This window comes from Yokenella regensburgei ATCC 49455, from assembly GCF_000735455.1.
GTDB classification, from domain to species: domain Bacteria; phylum Pseudomonadota; class Gammaproteobacteria; order Enterobacterales; family Enterobacteriaceae; genus Yokenella; species Yokenella regensburgei.
Window position 1 is genome coordinate 17,271 of sequence record NZ_JMPS01000044.1, and the last position, 19,929, is coordinate 37,199.

At 54.6% G+C, this 19,929-nt stretch carries 21 protein-coding genes; 14 read left to right on the plus strand and 7 right to left on the minus strand.

Features of this window, described 5'->3' with window-relative positions; genetic code table 11:
• Window positions 1–73: 73 nt before the first annotated feature.
• Both GYRE_RS13415 and sstT read left to right on the plus strand, forming a co-directional pair.
• Window positions 74–1,042: a TerC family protein gene (locus tag GYRE_RS13415; RefSeq protein ID WP_038255932.1), complete on the plus strand. Its 969-nt coding sequence runs from the start codon at window positions 74–76 to the stop codon at window positions 1,040–1,042.
• Between the two features lie 202 nt (window positions 1,043–1,244).
• Window positions 1,245–2,489: a serine/threonine transporter SstT gene (gene sstT / locus GYRE_RS13420; RefSeq protein ID WP_038255934.1), complete on the plus strand. Its 1,245-nt coding sequence runs from the start codon at window positions 1,245–1,247 to the stop codon at window positions 2,487–2,489.
• Between the two features lie 45 nt (window positions 2,490–2,534).
• Here sstT and GYRE_RS13425 read toward each other — a convergent pair whose 3' ends face one another.
• Together GYRE_RS13425 and uxaC are read right to left on the minus strand one after the other, a co-directional pair.
• Complete coding sequence (locus tag GYRE_RS13425; protein ID WP_006818197.1) at window positions 2,535–4,022, minus strand: UxaA family hydrolase; 1,488 nt, start codon at window positions 4,020–4,022, stop codon at window positions 2,535–2,537.
• Between the two features lie 18 nt (window positions 4,023–4,040).
• The gene (uxaC, locus tag GYRE_RS13430) at window positions 4,041–5,453 is read right to left on the minus strand and encodes a glucuronate isomerase (protein ID WP_038255936.1); all 1,413 of its coding nucleotides are present in this window, start codon (window positions 5,451–5,453) and stop codon (window positions 4,041–4,043) included.
• Between the two features lie 468 nt (window positions 5,454–5,921).
• On the opposite strand from uxaC, the gene GYRE_RS13435 reads away from it, so the two are divergent.
• The 11 genes from GYRE_RS13435 (at window position 5,922) to GYRE_RS13485 (ending at window position 13,252) form a co-directional block, all read left to right on the plus strand.
• Window positions 5,922–7,220: an MFS transporter gene (locus GYRE_RS13435; RefSeq protein ID WP_038255938.1), complete on the plus strand. Its 1,299-nt coding sequence runs from the start codon at window positions 5,922–5,924 to the stop codon at window positions 7,218–7,220.
• A 123-nt stretch (window positions 7,221–7,343) separates the two neighbouring features.
• On the plus strand, window positions 7,344–8,120 hold the full coding sequence (gene exuR, locus GYRE_RS13440; protein ID WP_006818193.1) for a transcriptional regulator ExuR: 777 nt from the start codon (window positions 7,344–7,346) through the stop codon (window positions 8,118–8,120).
• 362 nt (window positions 8,121–8,482) lie between these two features.
• Window positions 8,483–9,145 carry a DedA family general envelope maintenance protein YqjA gene (gene yqjA / locus GYRE_RS13445; RefSeq protein ID WP_006818192.1) on the plus strand — a complete coding sequence of 221 codons (663 nt, stop codon included), beginning with the start codon at window positions 8,483–8,485 and terminating at the stop codon, window positions 9,143–9,145.
• A 2-nt stretch (window positions 9,146–9,147) separates the two neighbouring features.
• A complete protein-coding gene (gene mzrA / locus GYRE_RS13450; protein WP_006818191.1) occupies window positions 9,148–9,531 on the plus strand; it encodes an EnvZ/OmpR regulon moderator MzrA in 384 nt (127 codons plus the stop codon).
• Between the two features lie 159 nt (window positions 9,532–9,690).
• The gene (locus GYRE_RS13455) at window positions 9,691–10,059 is read left to right on the plus strand and encodes a DUF1090 domain-containing protein (protein WP_038256096.1); all 369 of its coding nucleotides are present in this window, start codon (window positions 9,691–9,693) and stop codon (window positions 10,057–10,059) included.
• A gap of 12 nt (window positions 10,060–10,071) precedes the next feature.
• Entirely contained in the window at window positions 10,072–10,377 is a 306-nt protein-coding gene (locus GYRE_RS13460) for an ElaB/YgaM/YqjD family protein (RefSeq protein ID WP_006818189.1), read from the plus strand.
• Between the two features lie 2 nt (window positions 10,378–10,379).
• A complete protein-coding gene (locus GYRE_RS13465; RefSeq protein WP_038256098.1) occupies window positions 10,380–10,778 on the plus strand; it encodes a phage holin family protein in 399 nt (132 codons plus the stop codon).
• Entirely contained in the window at window positions 10,775–11,074 is a 300-nt protein-coding gene (locus GYRE_RS13470; RefSeq protein ID WP_006818187.1) for a YqjK-like family protein, read from the plus strand. The genes GYRE_RS13465 and GYRE_RS13470 overlap by 4 nt, the downstream gene beginning before the upstream one ends.
• Window positions 11,075–11,327: 253 nt before the next feature.
• Window positions 11,328–11,720: a DoxX family protein gene (locus GYRE_RS13475; RefSeq protein ID WP_006818186.1), complete on the plus strand. Its 393-nt coding sequence runs from the start codon at window positions 11,328–11,330 to the stop codon at window positions 11,718–11,720.
• A 73-nt stretch (window positions 11,721–11,793) separates the two neighbouring features.
• Window positions 11,794–12,780 carry a glutathione S-transferase family protein gene (locus GYRE_RS13480; RefSeq protein WP_006818185.1) on the plus strand — a complete coding sequence of 329 codons (987 nt, stop codon included), beginning with the start codon at window positions 11,794–11,796 and terminating at the stop codon, window positions 12,778–12,780.
• Window positions 12,781–12,886: 106 nt separating this feature from the next.
• Window positions 12,887–13,252, plus strand: a complete 366-nt coding sequence (locus GYRE_RS13485) for a DUF805 domain-containing protein (protein ID WP_006818184.1) — start codon at window positions 12,887–12,889, stop codon at window positions 13,250–13,252.
• A 44-nt stretch (window positions 13,253–13,296) separates the two neighbouring features.
• Here GYRE_RS13485 and GYRE_RS13490 read toward each other — a convergent pair whose 3' ends face one another.
• Window positions 13,297–14,193 (minus strand): LysR family transcriptional regulator, encoded by an 897-nt coding sequence (locus tag GYRE_RS13490; protein WP_006818183.1) that lies wholly within the window; start codon window positions 14,191–14,193, stop codon window positions 13,297–13,299.
• A gap of 105 nt (window positions 14,194–14,298) precedes the next feature.
• On the opposite strand from GYRE_RS13490, the gene GYRE_RS13495 reads away from it, so the two are divergent.
• Entirely contained in the window at window positions 14,299–15,000 is a 702-nt protein-coding gene (locus GYRE_RS13495) for a pirin family protein (RefSeq protein WP_038255941.1), read from the plus strand.
• Window positions 15,001–15,035: 35 nt separating this feature from the next.
• On the opposite strand, the gene GYRE_RS13500 is transcribed toward GYRE_RS13495, so the two are convergent.
• The 4 genes from GYRE_RS13500 to tdcG form a co-directional block, all read right to left on the minus strand.
• Complete coding sequence (locus tag GYRE_RS13500) at window positions 15,036–16,343, minus strand: L-cysteine desulfidase family protein (protein ID WP_038255943.1); 1,308 nt, start codon at window positions 16,341–16,343, stop codon at window positions 15,036–15,038.
• 30 nt (window positions 16,344–16,373) lie between these two features.
• Window positions 16,374–17,705: an SLC5/6 family protein gene (locus GYRE_RS13505; protein WP_006818180.1), complete on the minus strand. Its 1,332-nt coding sequence runs from the start codon at window positions 17,703–17,705 to the stop codon at window positions 16,374–16,376.
• A gap of 292 nt (window positions 17,706–17,997) precedes the next feature.
• A complete protein-coding gene (locus GYRE_RS13510) occupies window positions 17,998–18,405 on the minus strand; it encodes a Spy/CpxP family protein refolding chaperone (RefSeq protein ID WP_006818179.1) in 408 nt (135 codons plus the stop codon).
• A gap of 132 nt (window positions 18,406–18,537) precedes the next feature.
• On the minus strand, window positions 18,538–19,902 hold the full coding sequence (gene tdcG / locus GYRE_RS13515; RefSeq protein ID WP_038256100.1) for an L-serine ammonia-lyase: 1,365 nt from the start codon (window positions 19,900–19,902) through the stop codon (window positions 18,538–18,540).
• Window positions 19,903–19,929 lie beyond the last annotated feature (27 nt).

Genomic DNA, 19,929 nt, shown 5'->3' on the forward strand with positions numbered 1-19,929 from the left:
GGTCCGTGCAAAAAAAGCTGCAGCGGCTATCGTCTTTCGACGTTAGCCGTTTTTTTTTGCGTAAGGAAAATCTATGAATAGTGTCGGCACACCGTTGCTGTGGGGCGGATTCGCGGTCGTTGTGGTTATTATGCTGGCTATCGACCTGCTGCTGCAGGGGCGACGCGGGGCGCAAACCATGTCGATGAAGCAGGCGGCAGGTTGGTCCATCCTGTGGGTGACGCTCTCGTTGCTGTTTAACCTCGCTTTCTGGTGGTATCTGGCAACGACGCAGGGGCGCGAAGTCGCCGACCCGCAGGCGCTGGCATTCCTCACCGGCTACCTCATCGAGAAATCGCTGGCGGTGGATAACGTCTTCGTCTGGCTGATGCTGTTCAGCTACTTCTCTGTGCCGCCTGCGCTGCAGCGTCGGGTGCTGGTCTACGGGGTACTTGGCGCTATCGTGCTGCGTACGGTGATGATCTTCACCGGAAGCTGGCTGATTTCGCAATTTGAATGGCTGCTGTACGTCTTCGGCGCGTTCCTGTTGTTCACCGGCGTGAAGATGGCGCTGGCGAAAGAAGACAACGAAGGTATCGGCGACAAACCGCTGGTGCGCTGGCTGCGCGGACATCTGCGCATGACCGACAAGCTCGATAGCGAGCACTTTTTCGTGCGCCACAACGGCCTGCTGTACGCCACTCCGCTGCTGCTGGTGTTGATTCTGGTTGAGCTTAGCGACGTTATCTTTGCGGTCGACAGTATTCCGGCAATCTTTGCGGTGACGACAGATCCGTTTATCGTTCTGACCTCGAACCTGTTTGCGATCCTCGGTCTGCGTGCGATGTACTTCCTGCTGGCGGGCGTGGCGGAGCGCTTCTCGATGCTGAAGTACGGCCTGTCGGTGATCCTGGTGTTTATCGGTATCAAGATGCTGATCGTCGATTTCTACCACATCCCTATCGCCATTTCGCTGGGCGTGGTGTTTGGTATCCTGGCGGCGACCCTTATTCTCAACGCCTGGGTTAACCACCAGAACGACAAGAAAAAGTTAGCCAAATAAGCCACTCAAACCAACCGCACAAATGTTAATGTTCGGTTGGTTTTTGGTTAAAAAATTAGACGCAGGCGAGGAATTCAGCATTTCTCGCTTTGCTCCCTCCCCAAATTCCTTATACTCAGCCAGGCAAACACTCGTTGCATCCTGCTAAGCGTGGCCAAAGAGCCATCGGGATGAAACCACATCACACTCAAAGGAAGAGCCTATGACCGTTCAACGTCATTCGGGGCTGCTGCATCGTTTTGCGCAAGGCAGCCTGGTTAAACAAATTCTTATCGGCCTGATTCTGGGCATTTTACTCGCGTGGATCTCTAAACCTGCCGCAGAAGCCGTTGGTCTGTTGGGGACGCTGTTCGTCGGTGCCCTGAAAGCCGTCGCACCTGTGCTGGTATTAATGCTGGTGATGGCTTCTATCGCCAACCACCAGCAGGGGCAGAAAACCAGTATCCGCCCGATACTGTTCCTGTATCTGCTGGGTACCTTCTCCGCGGCGCTGACCGCCGTGCTGTTCAGCTTCCTGTTCCCTTCGACACTGCACCTCACCACCGGCGCGGGCGACATCACGCCGCCATCGGGCATTGTTGAAGTGCTGCGCGGGCTGCTGCTGAGCATGGTCACGAATCCGGTAGATGCGCTGCTGAACGCCAACTACATCGGCATTCTGGTGTGGGCAGTCGGTCTTGGCTTCGCCCTGCGTCACGGCAGCGAGAGTACAAAAAACCTGATTAACGACGTCTCTTCCGCAGTGACCTTTATGGTTCGCGTGGTGATTCGCTTTGCGCCGATCGGTATTTTTGGTCTGGTTTCTTCAACGCTTGCCACCACCGGTTTTGAAACCCTGTTTAGTTACGCGCAGCTGCTGGTCGTGCTGGTTGGTTGTATGCTGCTGGTCGCGCTGGTCATTAACCCGCTGCTGGTGTTCTGGCGCATTCGCCGTAACCCATATCCGCTGGTGCTGACCTGCCTGCGTGAAAGCGGTGTGTATGCTTTCTTCACCCGTAGCTCTGCCGCTAACATTCCGGTGAACATGGCGCTGGCCGAGAAGCTGAACCTGGATCGCGATACCTATTCGGTCTCTATTCCGCTGGGGGCGACTATCAATATGGCCGGGGCGGCAATCACCATCACCGTTCTGACCCTTGCTGCCGTACATACGCTGAATATCCCGATGGACTTGCCTACCGCGTTGCTGCTGAGCGTGGTGGCCTCGCTGTGCGCCTGCGGGGCATCCGGCGTGGCAGGCGGTTCTCTGCTGCTGATCCCGCTTGCCTGTAACATGTTCGGTATTCCAAACGATATCGCCATGCAGGTAGTGGCGGTTGGCTTTATCATCGGCGTGCTGCAGGATTCGTGCGAAACTGCGCTGAACTCCTCAACCGACGTGCTATTCACCGCTGCCGCCTGTATGGCAGAGGATGACCGTCTGGCGAAGGATGCCCTGAGAGGGTGATCCGGATACAAAAACGGCACCCGAGGGTGCCGTTTTGCTTTTCCTTTACAGTGTGACGCCGCTTTTGAACAGCGCCAGCTCGCGGAAGTCGTTACGCTCGTTGCAGGTCTGTTTGCCGCTCGCCACATCCACCATCAGGTCAATAAAATCAGTCAGTAACTGATCCATCGCTTTACCGTGAATCAGCTGTCCGGCGTCGAAATCTATCCAGTGTTTCTTCTTTGCCGCAAGCTCGCTGTTGGTCGCGATTTTCACCGTCGGCACAAAGCCGCCGTACGGCGTGCCGCGGCCGGTACTGAACAGCACCATATGACAGCCAGCCCCCGCCAGCGCACTGGTCGCCACCGCGTCGTTCCCCGGTGCGCTCAGGAGGTTCAGGCCCGGTTTGTGCAACCGTTCGCCATAGCGCAGTACGTCCACCACCTGGCTTGAGCCCGCTTTCTGCGTGCAGCCCAGCGACTTCTCTTCAAGCGTGGTGATCCCACCCGCTTTGTTGCCCGGCGACGGGTTTTCATAAATCGGCTGATTGTGAGCGATAAAGTACTGTTTGAAATCGTTCACCATGGTCACGGTTTTCTCAAACGTCGATTCATCGCGACAGTGGCTCATCAGGATCTGCTCTGCGCCGAACATCTCCGGCACTTCGGTCAGTACCGTCGTGCCACCGTTGGCTATCACGTAATCGGAGAAGCGACCCAGCATCGGGTTGGCGGTGATGCCGGACAGGCCATCAGAGCCGCCGCATTCGAGGCCGAATTTCAGCTCGCTGAGCTTACCCGGCTCGCGCTTATCGTGGCGCATCACGTCATACAGCTGGTGCAGATGCGCCACACCATCTTCCACTTCATCATCCTGCTTCTGGCAGATCATGAAGTGCACGCGCTCAGGATTGAAATCTCCCAGCGTTTCGCGGAAGGCGTCAACCTGGTTGTTTTCGCAGCCAAGGCCAATCACCAGCACCGCTCCGGCGTTAGGATGACGAACCATGTTCTGCAACATGGTGCGGGTGTTCACGTGGTCATCACCCAGCTGCGAACAGCCGTAGGTGTGGCTGAAAAGAAAGACGCCGTCGGTGCCTTCGGCATCATGGGTCTCTTTCAGAAAACGATTCTGGATCTGGCGGGCAATGCCGTTGACGCAGCCGACCGTCGGCAGGATCCACAGCTCGTTACGTACGCCAACGTCTCCGTTGGCGCGACGGTAGAGTTGTACCTCCCGATCGGCAGGCTGCACGGTGCTGTCCGCCACAACCGGCTGGTAGCTATACTCATCAAGATCGCTCAGGTTGGTACGCGCGTTATGGGAGTGAATGTGCTCCCCTGGCAGAATATCCGCCAGCGCGTGGCCAATGGGCAGGCCGTACTTGACGATATTCTCCCCTTTCGCTATCTCCCGCAGGGCAAACTTATGCCCGCGAACGACATCCTGGCGCAAGGTAACCACCTGCCCATCCACCGAAACTTCCGTGCCCGCGGCAATATCCGCCAGCGCGACCACCACGTTATCCAGTGAATGGATCTTAATGTATTGCATATCAACCAACCTCAGGACTTAGTTCAGTTCAATGGCGAAGTAATCACGGGCATTGTTGAAGCAGATGTTGCGCACCATTTCACCCAGCAGCTGAATATCCGCCGGTGCTTCACCTGCCGCCACCCAGCGGCCAATCATCTGGCACAGGATGCGACGGAAGTACTCGTGACGGGTGTAGGAGAGGAAGCTGCGGCTGTCGGTCAGCATGCCGACAAAGCGGCTCAGCAGACCGAGCTGTGCCAGCTGTGTCATCTGGCGCTCCATACCGTCTTTCTGGTCGTTAAACCACCAGCCGGAACCAAACTGCATCTTGCCCGGCATGCCTTCACCCTGGAAGTTGCCGGTCATGGTGCCCAGCACTTCGTTGTCGCGCGGGTTCAGGCAGTAGAGGATAGTTTTCGGCAGCAGATTTTCTTCATTCTGCTTGCTGAGCAGCTTAGAGAGCTCTTCCGCCAGCGGGCGATCGTTGATGGAGTCAAAGCCGACGTCCGGCCCCAGCAGTTTGAACTGGCGCTGGTTGTTATTGCGCAGTGCACCGATGTGATACTGCTGCACCCAGCCGCGACGGGCGTACTCAGCACCCAGCCACACCAGCACCGCCGTCTTGAACTGCGCCACTTCATGTTCGCTCAGCGATTCACCGGCCAGGCGGCGGGCGAGAATGCTATCAAGCTCGCTTTCGCTCGCATCGGCAAACAGGACGACGTCCAGCGCGTGGTCAGAGACCTTACAGCCGTGGGCGGCAAAGTGATCCAGACGCTTGCTGAGCGCGGTCTGCAGGTCGGTAAAGCGACGGATGTCAGTGTCTGAAACTTCGCCGAGCTTCGCCATGTAGTCGTTAAAGGTCGCCTGCTCAATGTTGAAGGCTTTGTCCGGGCGCCAGCTCGGCAGCACTTTCACGCTGAAGCTGCGGTCTTTAGCGATGGCCGCGTGATGCTCCAGGGAATCCACCGGATCGTCGGTGGTGCCCGCCATCTTCACATTCATCTGCTGCATAATTCCGCGGGCGGAGAAACGATCCTGTGCCAGTAACTCATTGCACTGGTTCCAGATTTCGTCAGCGGTTGCCGGGGAGAGCAGCTTACCTGTAATACCAAACGGGCGACGCAGTTCGAGGTGCGTCCAGTGGTATAACGGGTTGCCGATGGTATGCGGAACGGTAGCGGCCCAGGCGTCAAACTTCTCACGGTCAGAAGCGTCGCCGGTACACAAGCGCTCGGCCACGCCGTTAGTACGCATTGCACGCCACTTGTAGTGGTCGCCTTTCAGCCAGATGTCATACAGGTTTTTAAAGCGATAATCCTCCGCAACCTGCTGCGGCGGCAGGTGACAGTGATAATCAAAAATCGGCTGATCTTTGGCGTAATCGTGGTACAGACGGCGGGCAAACTCGGTGTCGAGCAGGAAATCTTCAGTCATAAACGGGGTCATTAGCGTCTTCCTCTTAGCGAGAGCGTCAGATGTTTATCTGTAATGCTGACAAAGTTATCACACCAATTTCCAGCCACCGAAGATTTTTTCGTGAGTTAGATCAATAAACGCCGACAAAAAAAGTACCCTCAAAGAGGTAAAATGCCCCGCGTACCGCACCAGCTCTGGCTTTGTGCAGCCTGAATAAAGACCCTACTAAGATTCCTTCTTTTGTGATGTCACTCACCTTTTAAAGTTGTATGACAAGTTATCTTTCTGCCGTCGCAACCTATCAGCCGACGGAATGCATTTCCGATGTTTTAAGCATCAGATTTTACGGTACGGATACCGAATTAAGCACAAGCACTGATGGCAAGGTTCGGGCCGTACCGGATATTTTCGGCTTCGCCCCACCGTTACATCACCTACTCCGCCTGGAATGGAAGATGGCCGCGCAGAACGCGGATATAACATAACGATGAGGTTTACATGCGTAAGATTAAAGGGTTACGTTGGTACATGATCGCACTGGTGACGCTAGGCACCGTGCTGGGTTACCTGACTCGTAACACCGTGGCGGCCGCAGCGCCAACACTGATGGAAGAGTTGCACATCTCTACCCAGCAGTACTCCTATATCATTGCAGCCTATTCTGCTGCTTACACCATCATGCAGCCTGTTGCGGGCTACGTTCTTGATGTTCTTGGTACCAAAATTGGTTATGCCTTCTTCGCTGTAACCTGGGCCGTCTTCTGTGGCGCGACTGCGCTTGCCGGAAGCTGGGGTGGACTGGCGCTGGCGCGCGGTGCAGTAGGTGCCGCTGAAGCCGCGATGATACCGGCCGGCCTGAAAGCGAGTTCTGAGTGGTTCCCGGCGAAAGAGCGTTCTATCGCTGTAGGCTACTTCAACGTGGGTTCTTCTATCGGTGCGATGATTGCTCCGCCGCTGGTAGTGTGGGCTATCGTGATGCACAGCTGGCAGATGGCGTTCATCATCTCCGGCGTGCTGAGCTTTGCCTGGGCGATGGCCTGGCTCATTTTCTACAAACACCCGCGCGATCAGAAAAAATTATCCGAAGAAGAACGTGAATACATCATCGGTGGTCAGGAAGCTCAGCACCAGACCGACAATAGCAAGAAAATGTCTCCGTGGCAGATCCTGCGCACCCGCCAGTTCTGGGGCATCGCGCTGCCGCGTTTCCTGGCTGAACCGGCGTGGGGGACGTTCAACGCCTGGATCCCGCTGTTCATGTTCAAAGTGTATGGCTTTAACCTGAAAGAAATCGCCATGTTCGCCTGGATGCCTATGCTGTTTGCTGACCTGGGATGTATCGTCGGTGGTTACCTGCCGCCGCTGTTCCAGCGCTGGTTTGGCGTGAACCTGATTGTTTCTCGTAAACTGGTGGTCACCATGGGCGCGGTACTGATGATTGGCCCGGGTATGATTGGTCTTTTCACCAGCCCATATATCGCGATTGCGCTGCTGTGCGTCGGTGGTTTTGCTCACCAGGCCCTGTCAGGTGCGCTGATTACGCTCTCTTCCGATGTTTTCGGGCGTAACGAAGTGGCGACCGCTAACGGTCTGACCGGGATGGCGGCGTGGACTGCCAGCACCCTGTTTGCCCTGGTCGTCGGTGCTCTGGCTGATACCATCGGCTTCAGCCCGCTGTTCGCCGTGCTGGCGGTGTTCGATATCCTGGGTGCAATTGTTATCTGGACGGTGCTGCAAAATAAACCGGCCTCGGAAACCTCCGGCGGTGGGGTTGGCGATACCGCCGCGCAGAATTAGCGCTCCCGCACATTCCTGAGCTAAGCCGCCGTTCTGGCGGCTTTTTCGTTGCCAGAAAGATGGAGCCAGGACGGTAAAAGTGGTATAACAAATCTATAATGCTGTACCTTGCCTGGAGCGCATATGGAACTCACCGAATCACGTCGTTTGTATCAACAGCTTGCCGCCGAGCTTAAAAGCCGTATTGAGCAAGGGGTATATCTTGTTGGTGACAAACTTCCCGCCGAGCGCGTTATCGCCGATGAGAAAAACGTCAGCCGGACCGTGGTGCGTGAAGCCATTATTATGCTGGAGGTTGAGGGTTACGTTGAGGTGCGCAAAGGCTCCGGGATCCACGTTATTGCTAGCCAGCCGAAGCATTACCAGGTACCGGATGAGTCGCTGGAATTTGCCAACTATGGCCCCTTCGAACTGCTGCAGGCGCGTCAGCTGATTGAGAGTAACATCGCCGAATTTGCCGCCACCCAGGTCACCAAGCAGGACATCATGAAGCTGATGGAGATCCAGGAGAAAGCGCGCAAAGAGAAGTGCTTCCGCGACTCCGAGTGGGATCTGCAGTTCCACGTTCAGGTGGCACTGGCAACGCAGAACACCGCGCTTGCCGCCATCGTAGAAAAAATGTGGACTCAACGCGTTCATAACCCGTACTGGAAGAAACTGCACGATCACATCGATGCGCGTACCGTGGATAACTGGTGCGACGATCACGACCAGATCCTTAAGGCACTGATTCGCAAAGATCCGCATGCCGCGAAACTGGCAATGTGGCAGCATCTGGAGAATACCAAGCTGATGCTGTTTAACGAAACCAGCGACGACTTCGAATTCAACGCCGACCGCTATTTGTTTGCGGAAAACCCGGTAGTGCATCTCGATACCGCCGCTAACGGCACAAAATAAGCCTCTTCTCATTGCCGGGGCAGGTCAGACCGCTCTGTCCCGGTAAGCAAAATACATATTGTGTCAGCGTTTGTAAAAAGCCTCGCACCCTTTCCCCGCAACCCGCAAAATCTAACCTCAACAACGTGCAATTTCTCTGACCAAATAGCGGCAGAGTTGTTACAATTAAATGCACTTCGTCGTTCCGTGCGTCAGACTTTACTGACCTCAGATAATCGACATGGAACAGTCAGGAACGCGCTATTCGCGAGTTTACCCAGGTGATTTGAGTTGCAGGATGGGTATAAAAAGAAAATGACAATCTCGCCGCGTTGTTACACCGCGTTCAGACGTGACGTTAACCGAAGTACCGGGGATTGAGAATGGAATTATTGAATCAATTACTTCATGCCTTGTGGAGCCAGGATTTCGAGACTCTGGCCAACCCCTCCATGATTGGCATGCTCTATTTTGTTTTGTTTATGATCCTGTTCCTTGAGAACGGGTTACTGCCCGCCGCATTCCTGCCAGGCGATAGCCTGCTGGTGCTGGTTGGGGTACTGATCGCAAAAGGTGCGCTGGGCTTTGGCGAAACGCTGGCCCTTCTCACGATTGCGGCAAGCCTTGGCTGCTGGGTGAGTTACATTCAGGGACGCTGGCTTGGCAATACCCGGGTGGTACAAAACTGGCTGTCGCATCTGCCGGCCCACTATCACCAGCGGGCGCATCACCTGTTCCACAAGCACGGGCTCTCTGCGCTGCTCATCGGTCGTTTTATTGCCTTTGTGCGTACGCTGCTGCCAACCATCGCCGGGCTCTCGGGTCTGAGCAACGGACGTTTTCAGGTCTTTAACTGGCTGAGCGGCCTGCTGTGGGTGCTTATCCTGACAACCCTTGGCTTTATGCTGGGCAGAACGCCGGTCTTCCAGAAATATGAAGCTGAGCTGATGTCATGCCTGATGATACTGCCGGTAGCTTTACTGGTGTTCGGTCTCATCGGCTCTCTGGTCGTACTGTGGAAGAAGAAACACGGAAGCCGTAGCTAACCATGGTGACAAAAAACCTTAACCTGCGCCGGGTCTCAATGGGAGTCGGCGCAATGGTCTTTCTGCTGCTCGCCCTGTATCTCTGGGCGGCATTGCAGCGGCACGAATCTACACTGGCGATTCGTCCAATAAGCCAGGGAGCCAGCACACCCGATGGCTTCTCTATCTGGCACCATCTTGATGCTAACGGTATTCGTTTTAAGAGCATTACGCCGAAAGACGACACCCTGCTTATCAAGTTTGACTCGCAGGCGCAAAGTGCTGCAGCCAAAGAGGTGCTGGACCGCTCCCTGCCCCATGGTTACGTCGTTGCGCTGCTCGACGAGGAAAGCACTACCGCCCTCTGGATTGCCCGTCTGCGCGACGGTACACACCGCTTCGGCTAACCTTCAATGTTCTGAATCTGCGCCAGGGTACTGCAATCTGGTTGGTTATTCGCGTCAGACTAACTATGATTGAATAGGCATCACCGTCTACACACCCCTGATTAACTGGAACGGAGCACATCATTTTGATGAGCTCCAGGCACAATGGAAGGTTCATACATGAAATACCGCATCGTCATTGCCCTGGTTTTTGCTTCTCTCAGCAGCGCGGTCTATGCTGCTTCTCCTTGTAAGGATAAAGCGCAGGATATTCAGCGCGAGATAAGCTATGCCGAGAAACACCACAATCAGCATCGTGTAGACGGCCTGAAGAAAGCCCTGAGCGAAGTCAATGCGCACTGCAGCGACAGCCAGGTCCTTGCCGATCATCAGAAGAAAATTGACAAACAGAAAGCAGATGTCGCTGAACGCAAGGATGATCTGCGTGAAGCCCAACAGAAAGGCGATCCTGACAAGATCAAGAAACGTGAACGAAAACTTGAAGAAGCGCAGGATGAGCTAAAAGCGCTGGAATCTCGCGATTACTAACAGGAGAACATCATGTCAAAAGATACTACGTCAGAAAATCTACGCGCTGAACTGAAATCACTGGCAGATACGCTGGAAGAAGTGCTGAATACCTCCAGTGATAAGTCAAAAGAAGAGCTGGGCAAATTGCGCAGCAAAGCAGAGCGAGCGCTCAAAGACAGTCGTCATCATCTGGGTGAAACCGGTGATGCCATCGCGAAGCAAACCCGTGAAGCCGCCGCGCGTGCAGATAACTATGTGCGCGAGAATCCGTGGACCGGCGTCGGCATCGGTGCTGCGGTCGGTGTGATACTGGGCGTTCTGCTCACGCGTCGTTAATGATGTCTGACTCACACCACGCGCAGGGCCCGGGCAAAAGCGTACTGGGCATTGGACAGCGCATCATCACCTTACTGGTGGAGATGGTCGAAACGCGTCTGCGGCTGGTTGTTGTTGAGCTGGAAGAGGAGAAAGCGAATCTCTTCCAGTTGCTGCTGATGCTCGGCCTGACCATGCTGTTTGCCGCCTTCGGATTGATGAGCCTGATGGTTCTTATCATCTGGGCCGTCGACCCGGAGTATCGTCTTAACGCGATGATTGCCACCACGGTGGTGCTGCTCTCGGCAGCGCTCATCGGCGGCATATGGACGATGCGAAAAGCGCGCCGCTCAACCCTGCTGCGCCATACCCGTAAGGAACTGGCTAACGACCGCGAGCTGCTTGAGGATGAAAAGCCATGAGCAGCAAGCAGGAGCTCGCGCGCCGCAAGGCGCATCTGCTGAGCACCATCCAGCAGCAGCGCCTCGACTTATCCACCTGCCAGCGTGACTGGGTAAGCGCGACGCAAAGCTACGATCGTGGCTGGAATATGCTGCTCAATCTGCGCTCCTGGGCGCTGGTTGGCAGCAGTATTGCGGCAGTCTGGTCGGTACGTCACCCGCGCTTTCTGATCCGCTGGGCGAGGCGTGGCTTCGGCCTCTGGAGCGCCTGGCGCATGGTCAAAAGCACGCTACGCCAGCAGCAGCTTCGTTCCTGATCCTCACCCGTTAGTGCCGGGTGGCGGCTTCGCCTTACCCGGCCTACTTTTCCCCGCTTATCAAGCCTGTCTTTTGCCTTCCGTCTTTCACGCTAATTACTCAATATCTTTGAAAAAGATCGACAGTTTTCCTTGCTAACAATTGATCTCCGTCACGCTTACACTCCTCTCCATCGACAGCAATCACGCGGTATCTCCGCGAAATTGCACACTAAATCAATACAGCCGCCGTTTGGGTTATCTGGAGAGTAAAATGAAAAAATTAGAAGATGTTGGTGTACTGGTAGCACGCATTCTGATGCCAATCCTGTTCATTACCGCAGGCTGGGGAAAAATCACCGGATATGCGGGTACCCAACAGTACATGGAAGCGATGGGTGTCCCGGGCGCGCTGCTGCCACTGACCATCCTGCTCGAATTTGGCGGCGGTCTGGCAATCCTGTTCGGTCTGCTGACCCGTACTACGGCGATCATCACCGCAGTCTTTACGCTGCTGACCGCGTTCATCTTCCACAGTAACTTTGCGGAAGGCGTTAACTCTCTGATGTTCATGAAAAACCTGACCATCGCAGGCGGCTTCCTGCTGCTGGCTGTCACCGGTCCGGGCGCTTTCAGCATCGACCGCGTGCTGAACAAGAAGTGGTAACACCGCTATACTGAACTGAATATGAAAAACGAGGGGCTCTCCCCTCGTTTTTGCCATCTGAAGGAGGGAGAAAATGGGACAACTGATTGACGGCGTCTGGCATGACACCTGGTATGACACCAAATCCACCGGCGGACGGTTTAAACGTTCGGTCTCTGCTTTTCGCAACTGGCTGACCGCCGATGGTGCACCCGGCCCGAGCGGTGAAAGCGGCTTTGCCGCCGAGAAGGACCGTTATCATCTCTATGTATCGCTGGCCTGCCCCTGGGCGCACCGCACGCTTATTATGCGCAAGCTGAAAGGGCTGGAACCCTTCATTTCGGTTTCCGTGGTGAATCCACTGATGCTGGAAAATGGCTGGACCTTCGACGACGATTTCCCGGCAGCCACCGGTGATTCGCTGTATCAGCATGAATTTCTGTACCAGCTGTATCTGCATGCCGATCCGCACTACACCGGGCGGGTCACGGTACCCGTACTTTGGGACAAAAAGAATCACACCATCGTCAGCAACGAATCCGCTGAAATCATCCGTATGCTCAATACCGCCTTTGACGGCCTGGGCGCGCGTGCGGGCGATTACTACCCGGTGGAGCTCCGCAGCCAGATTGATGAGTTAAACAGCTGGATCTACGACAACGTCAATAACGGCGTCTACAAGGCCGGTTTTGCCACCAGCCAGGAAGCTTATGACGAAGCGGTTGCGAAAGTGTTTGAATCGCTGGCTCGCCTGGAGCAAATCCTCGGCCAGCACCGCTACCTGACCGGCGATCGTCTGACGGAAGCCGACATTCGTCTGTGGACGACGCTCATTCGTTTTGATCCGGTCTACGTTACGCATTTCAAATGCGATAAACACCGTATCAGCGATTACCTGAATCTGTACGGTTTCCTGCGCGATATTTACCAGATGCCGGGCATTGCGGAAACGGTGAATTTTGACCATATCCGCACGCATTATTACCGCAGCCATAAAACCATTAATCCTACGGGTATTATCTCAATCGGTCCGTGGCAGGATCTTGACGAGCCCCACGGCCGCGACGAACGTTTCAGATAAATTTATCGGGCATCCATGGATGCCCTTTTTTATTTCTCAGCCACCGACTATCCTTATTTCGATTGCTTAGGAAGCAAGTGATTGACCGTTAATTGAGGCAAGGAATATGGACTGGTATCTAAAAGTACTTAAGAATTACATTGGATTTGGTGGCCGCGCACGACGTAAAGAATACTGGATGTTTGTGCTGGTCAGCTTCATCCTCGCGGCAGTGATCAGTATTATTGACAGAATACTGGGCTGGGAACACAGCAACGGTGAAGGCGTCCTGACGACGATTTACGGTCTGCTGGTACTGATCCCAAGCTGGGCTGTTCAGTTCCGCCGTCTGCATGATACCGACCGTACAGCCTGGTGGCTGCTGCTGTTGCTCATTCCGATTATCGGCTGGATTGTTATTCTGGTGTTCAACTGCCAGAGCGGCACGCCGGGGTCAAACCGTTTTGGTCCGGACCCTAAACTGAACCCATAACGCTCTCAGGCCGGGCACACACAATGTACCCGGCCTGTTTTATTCTACTTCTTACCGAACAGCTTCTGGATCTCACGCAGGCACCAGGATTTGGCTTCTCCCATACTGTCACGCCGCCACGCCATGATGATATCCACCTCGTTGGTATACTCCGGGCTGACCACCCGCAGACGCCCTTCGGCAATATCCTGTTCGACCAGCGGATAGGGCATCGTCGCCACTCCCAGACCTGCCAGCAACGCCTGGCGCTTATCTTCAATCGTACTGACGGTCAGACGCGGCTGTTTATCCAGCAACTGAACCGTCAGTACCGGGCGCTCGCGCGCGGTATCCGCCACCGCCACTCCGCGATATTTCACACGGGTCACTTCAGAGAGCGGCTCTGGCTCCTGGTGAATCGGGTGATCCGGTGAGGCCACATAGACGTTCATTATTGAATAGAGCTTGCGGGAGTTAATTTCCGAGGAAGAACGGAAATGCATATCAGGGGCGATAACAATATCCGCTCTTCCCTGCTCCAGCCGCTCCCAGGCTCCTGCCAGCACTTCGGTGATAATAGAGAGCTGGGTATTCGCTTTCACGGCAAGCTTTTCCACCAGCGGGAAGAGCTCCGGGGTGGGCACCAGCGCCTCGGTGACTATCGTCAGGTGCGTTTCCCAACCACGCGCCAGCGCTTCGGCATCGGTGGTCAGTTTGTCGGCCGCCTCCAGCAGTACCCGGCCACGTTCGAGCAACATACGCCCGACGTTGGTGAACTTCGTTCGATGTCCTGAACGATCAAACAGCACCACATCCAGCTCTTCTTCCAGCTTCTGCATGGTGTAACTCAGGGCGGAAGGGACGCGTCCCAGTTCATCTGCCGCCGCCGCAAAGCTGCCGCGTCGGTCGATTGCATCCATGACGCGAAGCGCCTCCAGCGTCAATGCTCTTTCTTTAGCCATCGAGTTCTCATTCAGGAAATTTGAACATACCCGGCAGAATATCTGGCTAACAATGCAGCGTCCATACCTTTACCATTGTTTTAGTGTAAAGAGAGGTCAAGAATCATGATTACGACAAGAACCGCCAAACAATGCGGACAAGCAGACTTCGGCTGGCTGCAGGCCCGCTACACCTTTTCCTTTGGACACTACTTTGACCCGAAACTGTTGGGTTATGCCTCCCTGCGCGTTCTGAACCAGGAAGTGCTGGCACCCGGCGCGTCATTTCAGCCACGCGCATATCCGAAAGTCGATATTCTGAATCTGATCCTGGAGGGAGAAGCGGAGTACCGCGACAGTGAAGGTAACCATGTCCAGGCGAAAGCCGGTGAAGCATTGCTGATAGCCACCCAGGCGGGCGTCAGCTACAGCGAGCACAATCTCAGCAAAGATAAATCCCTGACGCGCATGCAGCTCTGGCTGGATGCCTGCCCGGAGCGTGAAAACCCGCCGGTGCAGAAAATGAAAATTGCCAATGCCGGGCAACAGCTGCTGGCTTCGCCGGATGGCGAAAACGGTAGTCTGCAATTACGCCAGCAGGTGTGGATCCATCACATCGAGATGGCAAAAGGTGAGCAGATGAGTTTTAAGCTTCATGGCCCGCGCGCGTATCTGCAGTCAATTCACGGCACGGTCCATGCGTTGACCTCGCAAGAGGATAAGCAGGGGCTGACCTGCGGTGACGGCGCGTTTATTCGCGATGAAGCAAACATCACACTGGTAGCCGATACGCCTCTGCGCGCATTGTTGATTGATTTGCCCGTGTAAAAAGAACCCTCTCCCTCAGGGAGAGGGTCTCTTAACTATCCCTTACTCGCCATAATCTCAATGATCTGCCGGTCAGTCTGCTGCATCGAACGACAGGCCAGCGCACAAAGGTTGGCGATAGACTGCTCGACATCATCCGCCACAATCCCTTCATTACCGGTTACCGCGGTGTTATCCAGCGCCATCAGCACCGCTTTCCACGCCGATGTGGCGCTGGTTGAGACTTTCATCGCACAGCTGTTGGAAGCCCCGTCGCAGATCATCCCACTGACATCACCAATCATGCTGCTTATCGCTTTGGCAATGGTGTCGTAGTGGCCATCCACCAGCCATGCCATGCCTGCCGCAGCCCCCATCGAAGCGGTCGTTGCCGCACACAGCGCCGACAGCCTCGGCAGCTGATAGTGGATGTAGATAGCGCTCAGGTGCGACAGCATCAGCGCACGCGCCAGCTTCTCTTCCCCCGCGTTGAAGTGTTCAGCCACCACCACCACCGGCAGCGTTGCGGCTATCCCCTGATTACCGGATCCCGAATTGCTCATCGCTGGCAGCGTCGCTCCGCCCATACGCGCATCTGATGCCGCGCTGGTACGAATGACGATTTCGCTCGACAGATCGTGGGTCATCAGCCCGCGAGCGCACTGTTTCTCAAGCGTTGCACCGATGTGCAGCCCCCATTCACGGCGTAGCCCCTCGCGAGACAGCGCATCATTGAGGCGTGCTGCGTCGAGGATGAAGCGAATATCCTCCAACGGTACCTGGTTGATAAAATCGAAGATCTCGTGCAAAGAGGTCTGCCCCAGCACCTGCAGCGGGCACTCCTGTTCGTCTACCGCCGTCGTTTCATCGAGCGTAAACCGCACTTCACCCTGTTTCTCGATACGAGTAATGCGGGTATGCCCTCCGGCAATCGTGACGCAGGCCCACTCATCGCCTGCGTACACTTTTGCCCGCGAAGAGAGCACTTCCTCACACGGCTCTTCGAGCATGACCCGAACCGCACCGCTTGCCAGCATCTGTTTAGCGCTGGAAATGGCCTCCACGGAGGCCTTATTCAGCACTTCCAGTCCAGCGCTGGCATCACCGCCGAGGGCACCGAGCGCGGCAGCAATGGGCAGCCCCACCATCCCGGTCCCCGGAACCGTTACGCCCATCCCGTTTTTCATCAAATTCGGCGACACCCAGGCTTCAATACGATCCACCCGCCCGTTGAGCTGCGCGGCGGCCGTGGCGCTGGCCAGCGCCAGAGAAACCGGCTCGGTACATCCCAGCGCAGGTTTTACTTCTTCCTGCACCGCACGGATGTATTTTTTCCATAATGAATGACTTTCAGGGTTCAACATAATCACAACCTTAATACGTAATATTCTGCATCAGGAGAATGCGAGGAACGGTGAAACGCACAACAGCAGGCCGGTTACAATAATCAGCATCAGCGATGCGCCTTTGTATTTATGCAGTGCCGGTACTTTGTAGACCAGCCACGCCGGGATAAGGCAACCCACCATGCCAAAGATGGGGCTACAGATAGAAGTGAAGCTCAGGACCGGGGCATTCAGCACGATGGCGCTCCATGCCAGCAGGATGGCAAAGATCATAATCCCGCGCTGGACGTGTTTTTCATTGATGCTTTCAGCCGGATATTTACGACGCAGCAGGTTCATCACAATCCCCTGCGTGGCTTCACGGAAGCCCAGGTACACCCCGAAGAAGGCCGTCATCACCGCGAAAATATTGAGCACCACGCTAACGACTTTCACCCAGCCAGCACCATCACCGCTAATAAACTGGGCGGCAATCGCCAGCGCCGAAATATTTTGCTCGTAGGCTTTTACCGCTTCGTCATGCCCCATGGCGAGAGTGAATGACACGGCGTAGAAAAAGACGGTTACGAACAAAATGCCGAAGGCAATATTCATGGCTCGCAACGCTTTATGCCGTGCCACTTCAATCGATTTTTCACGTGAGCGATAAGAGATAACCATCGGGCTCAGGGTCTGAATGAAGAGGATCGACGTCAGGGTAAACGGCAGCGTAATGATGGCGTTTTTGATCAACAGCCCCATCGGCGGCAGTGCGCCAATATTGTGCAGATGCCACAAACCAATCATCGACAGGCCAAGTGCGGCAACCACCAGCAGTTTGGTCAATACCATAAAGCTTGAAATCTTAAACAGCAGCTGTTCACCGCGTGACGAAATTGCCACCAGAATACAAATCAGCACCAGGCCATAGAATGGGTTTTCAGACATTAAGCCATCGGTTACACCGAAAGTGTGCAAATAAGAAGCACTGTCGTTCGTGATAGCGGTGGAATAAACAAACATCCAGATAACCAGCATCACAAAATAAAGTGCGCCGAGCAGTATGCCCCAGTTTTTACCCAGATAACCGCTAATTACGCTAGGATAATCTTTGCACTCTGGTGATTCCGCCAGAGTATTAATAAACAACCGCTGGAACAGATACATAGCGGGATAACCAATGACCGAGGAGAGTAAAAATACCCACAACCCCATCAGCCCCACCTGTACGGGTAAAAATACAATACCGGCACCGATAGCCATCCCAATACTCATGATGACCCAGCCGGTATCGGTGCTATCGAATTTAATCGCTTCCCGCCATTCGCTTTCACTCATATTTGCCCGCCGGGCAGGCGAACCATCATCCAGAATTACGCTATTATTTGACGCCGTTTCCATAACGTTCTCGCTTGTGTAGGTAGAGGTTTATTTTAATTATTCCGTTGCGATAATCGGACTATATTTGCAGGCGAGTTTTCTTTTAATGCGAAAAATCATACTCCTGAACAAAGAGAAAAAAGTCACAAGATTTGTGTGGTTTTAGGCGATCGATGACAAGAGTTTTCTACGTAATCAAGGAAAAGAGTATTTTTTTCTAACAGAATTGCTTGTGAGAGGCATATCACATTATATACAGCAAGAATAAAAAAAGCCCCGGTCAAAGGCCGGGGCTTAGCGAAGTACGCAGGCGTTATTCAGCAACAGCCTGCTGAATCAGATCGTCTCGTACCTGCTTACGCTGTTCAGGCGTCAGCACCTGATTAACGTCAAAGTAGTATTTCACGCGATAGTAGCGCACCTGCTGATCCACTTTGCTGAAAGCGGACAGCTGATTTTTGACCGTCGCTTCATCCCATTTACCAGACTGAATGACGTTAAGCAGCGCACCGTCTTTCACGTCTTTCATGGAGATGTTTTTCACGTTGTCAGCCATCTGCTGATGCAGGGTTTTGATTTTCGCGACCTGATCGTTCGTCAGCTTGAGATGCTGAACGATAGGATCCTGAGCCGGTGCCGGAGCGACTTCGGCCGCCTGCGCTGCCACGGAGAAACCTGTTACGGCAACGGCCAGTAACGCGATACGAGTAAATTTCTTCATAAGTTGATCCTGAAATTATCCGGTTAAAAAGCCAGGCAATTATTTTTCACTCTGACATAAATGTATGTAAGTAATTATTCATACAATTTTGTATTTAATGAAACTTGCACTGGCTTTGCCGGCTTTCAGGGCTTAATCACAAACCACTTTGATGGCGAGCCCTCCGCGTGAGGTTTCGCGGTATTTGTCGTTCATGTCTTTCCCGGTTTCGTACATGGTTTCAATCACTTTATCGAGAGAAACCCGCGCTTCGCTGGTGCGATGCAGTGCCATGCGCGCTGCGTTCACCGCTTTCACTGCGTTAATCGCATTACGTTCGATACACGGGATTTGCACCTGGCCGGCAACCGGATCGCAGGTTAGCCCCAGGTTATGCTCCATGGCGATTTCTGCCGCTACGCATACCTGCTGCGGACTACCGCCCAGAAGCTCCGTCAGGCCAGCGGCCGCCATCGAACACGCGACACCGACTTCCCCCTGACAGCCCACTTCGGCGCCAGAAATCGAAGCGTTCATCTTGTACAACGCGCCGATGGCTCCGGCAGCGAGGAAATAGCGCGCTACCGAGTTAGCATTCACCGTGCGGCGGAACTTGTCATAGTAGGCCAGCACCGCCGGAACAATACCGCATGCGCCGTTGGTTGGCGCCGTCACCACTCGTCCACCTGCCGCGTTCTCTTCGCTGACCGCGAGCGCGAACATGTTGATCCAGTCGATAACGATCATCGGATCCTGGGAGACGCGATCGCTCGATACCAGCATTCGCCGCAAAGCGACCGCACGACGCGGCACGGTCAACGGCCCCGGCAGCACGCCTTCGGTATTGATCCCACGCTCAATACAGGTGGTCATGGTTTGCCAGATCTGTGCAAACCCGGTATCGATCTCCTCTTTGCTGCGCAGCGCCAGTTCGTTCTGCATCATCAGACCGGAGATCGATAGGCCGTGCGTATTACAAAGCCGTAGCAGTTCACTGGCGGAGCGATACGGATACGGCACCGGCTGTTCGATGCTGTGATCCTGGCCAAACTGCTCCTCTTCAACGATGAAGCCGCCGCCGACGGAGTAATAGGTTTTCGTCAACAGCGGGCTATCACCCTGCCAGGCGGTAATGCGCATACCATTTTCATGGCGAGAGAGCGCCGTATCGTGGAAGGCAACGCTTTCCGGCATCGGGAAGATAACGCTCGCCTGCCCTCCGGCAATCGCCAGTCGCCCGCTTCGGGTGACTTCCTCAATGAAGGCTGGAATAGCATCAATATCCACATTCTGCGGGCTATTGCCTGCCAGCCCCATGATAACGGCGGTGTCGGTCGCATGACCTTTGCCAGTGAGAGCGAGCGAGCCATAGAGATCGACGCTGACGCGGTCGGTTGTCGCCACTAAGCCACAACGCGTCAGTTCATCAATGAAGGATTTTCCGGCGTTCATTGGCCCCACGGTGTGAGAACTGGAAGGACCAATACCAATCTTGAAAATATCGAATGAGCTAATCATATTCAGCACCAGGTCAAAAGTGAGTGA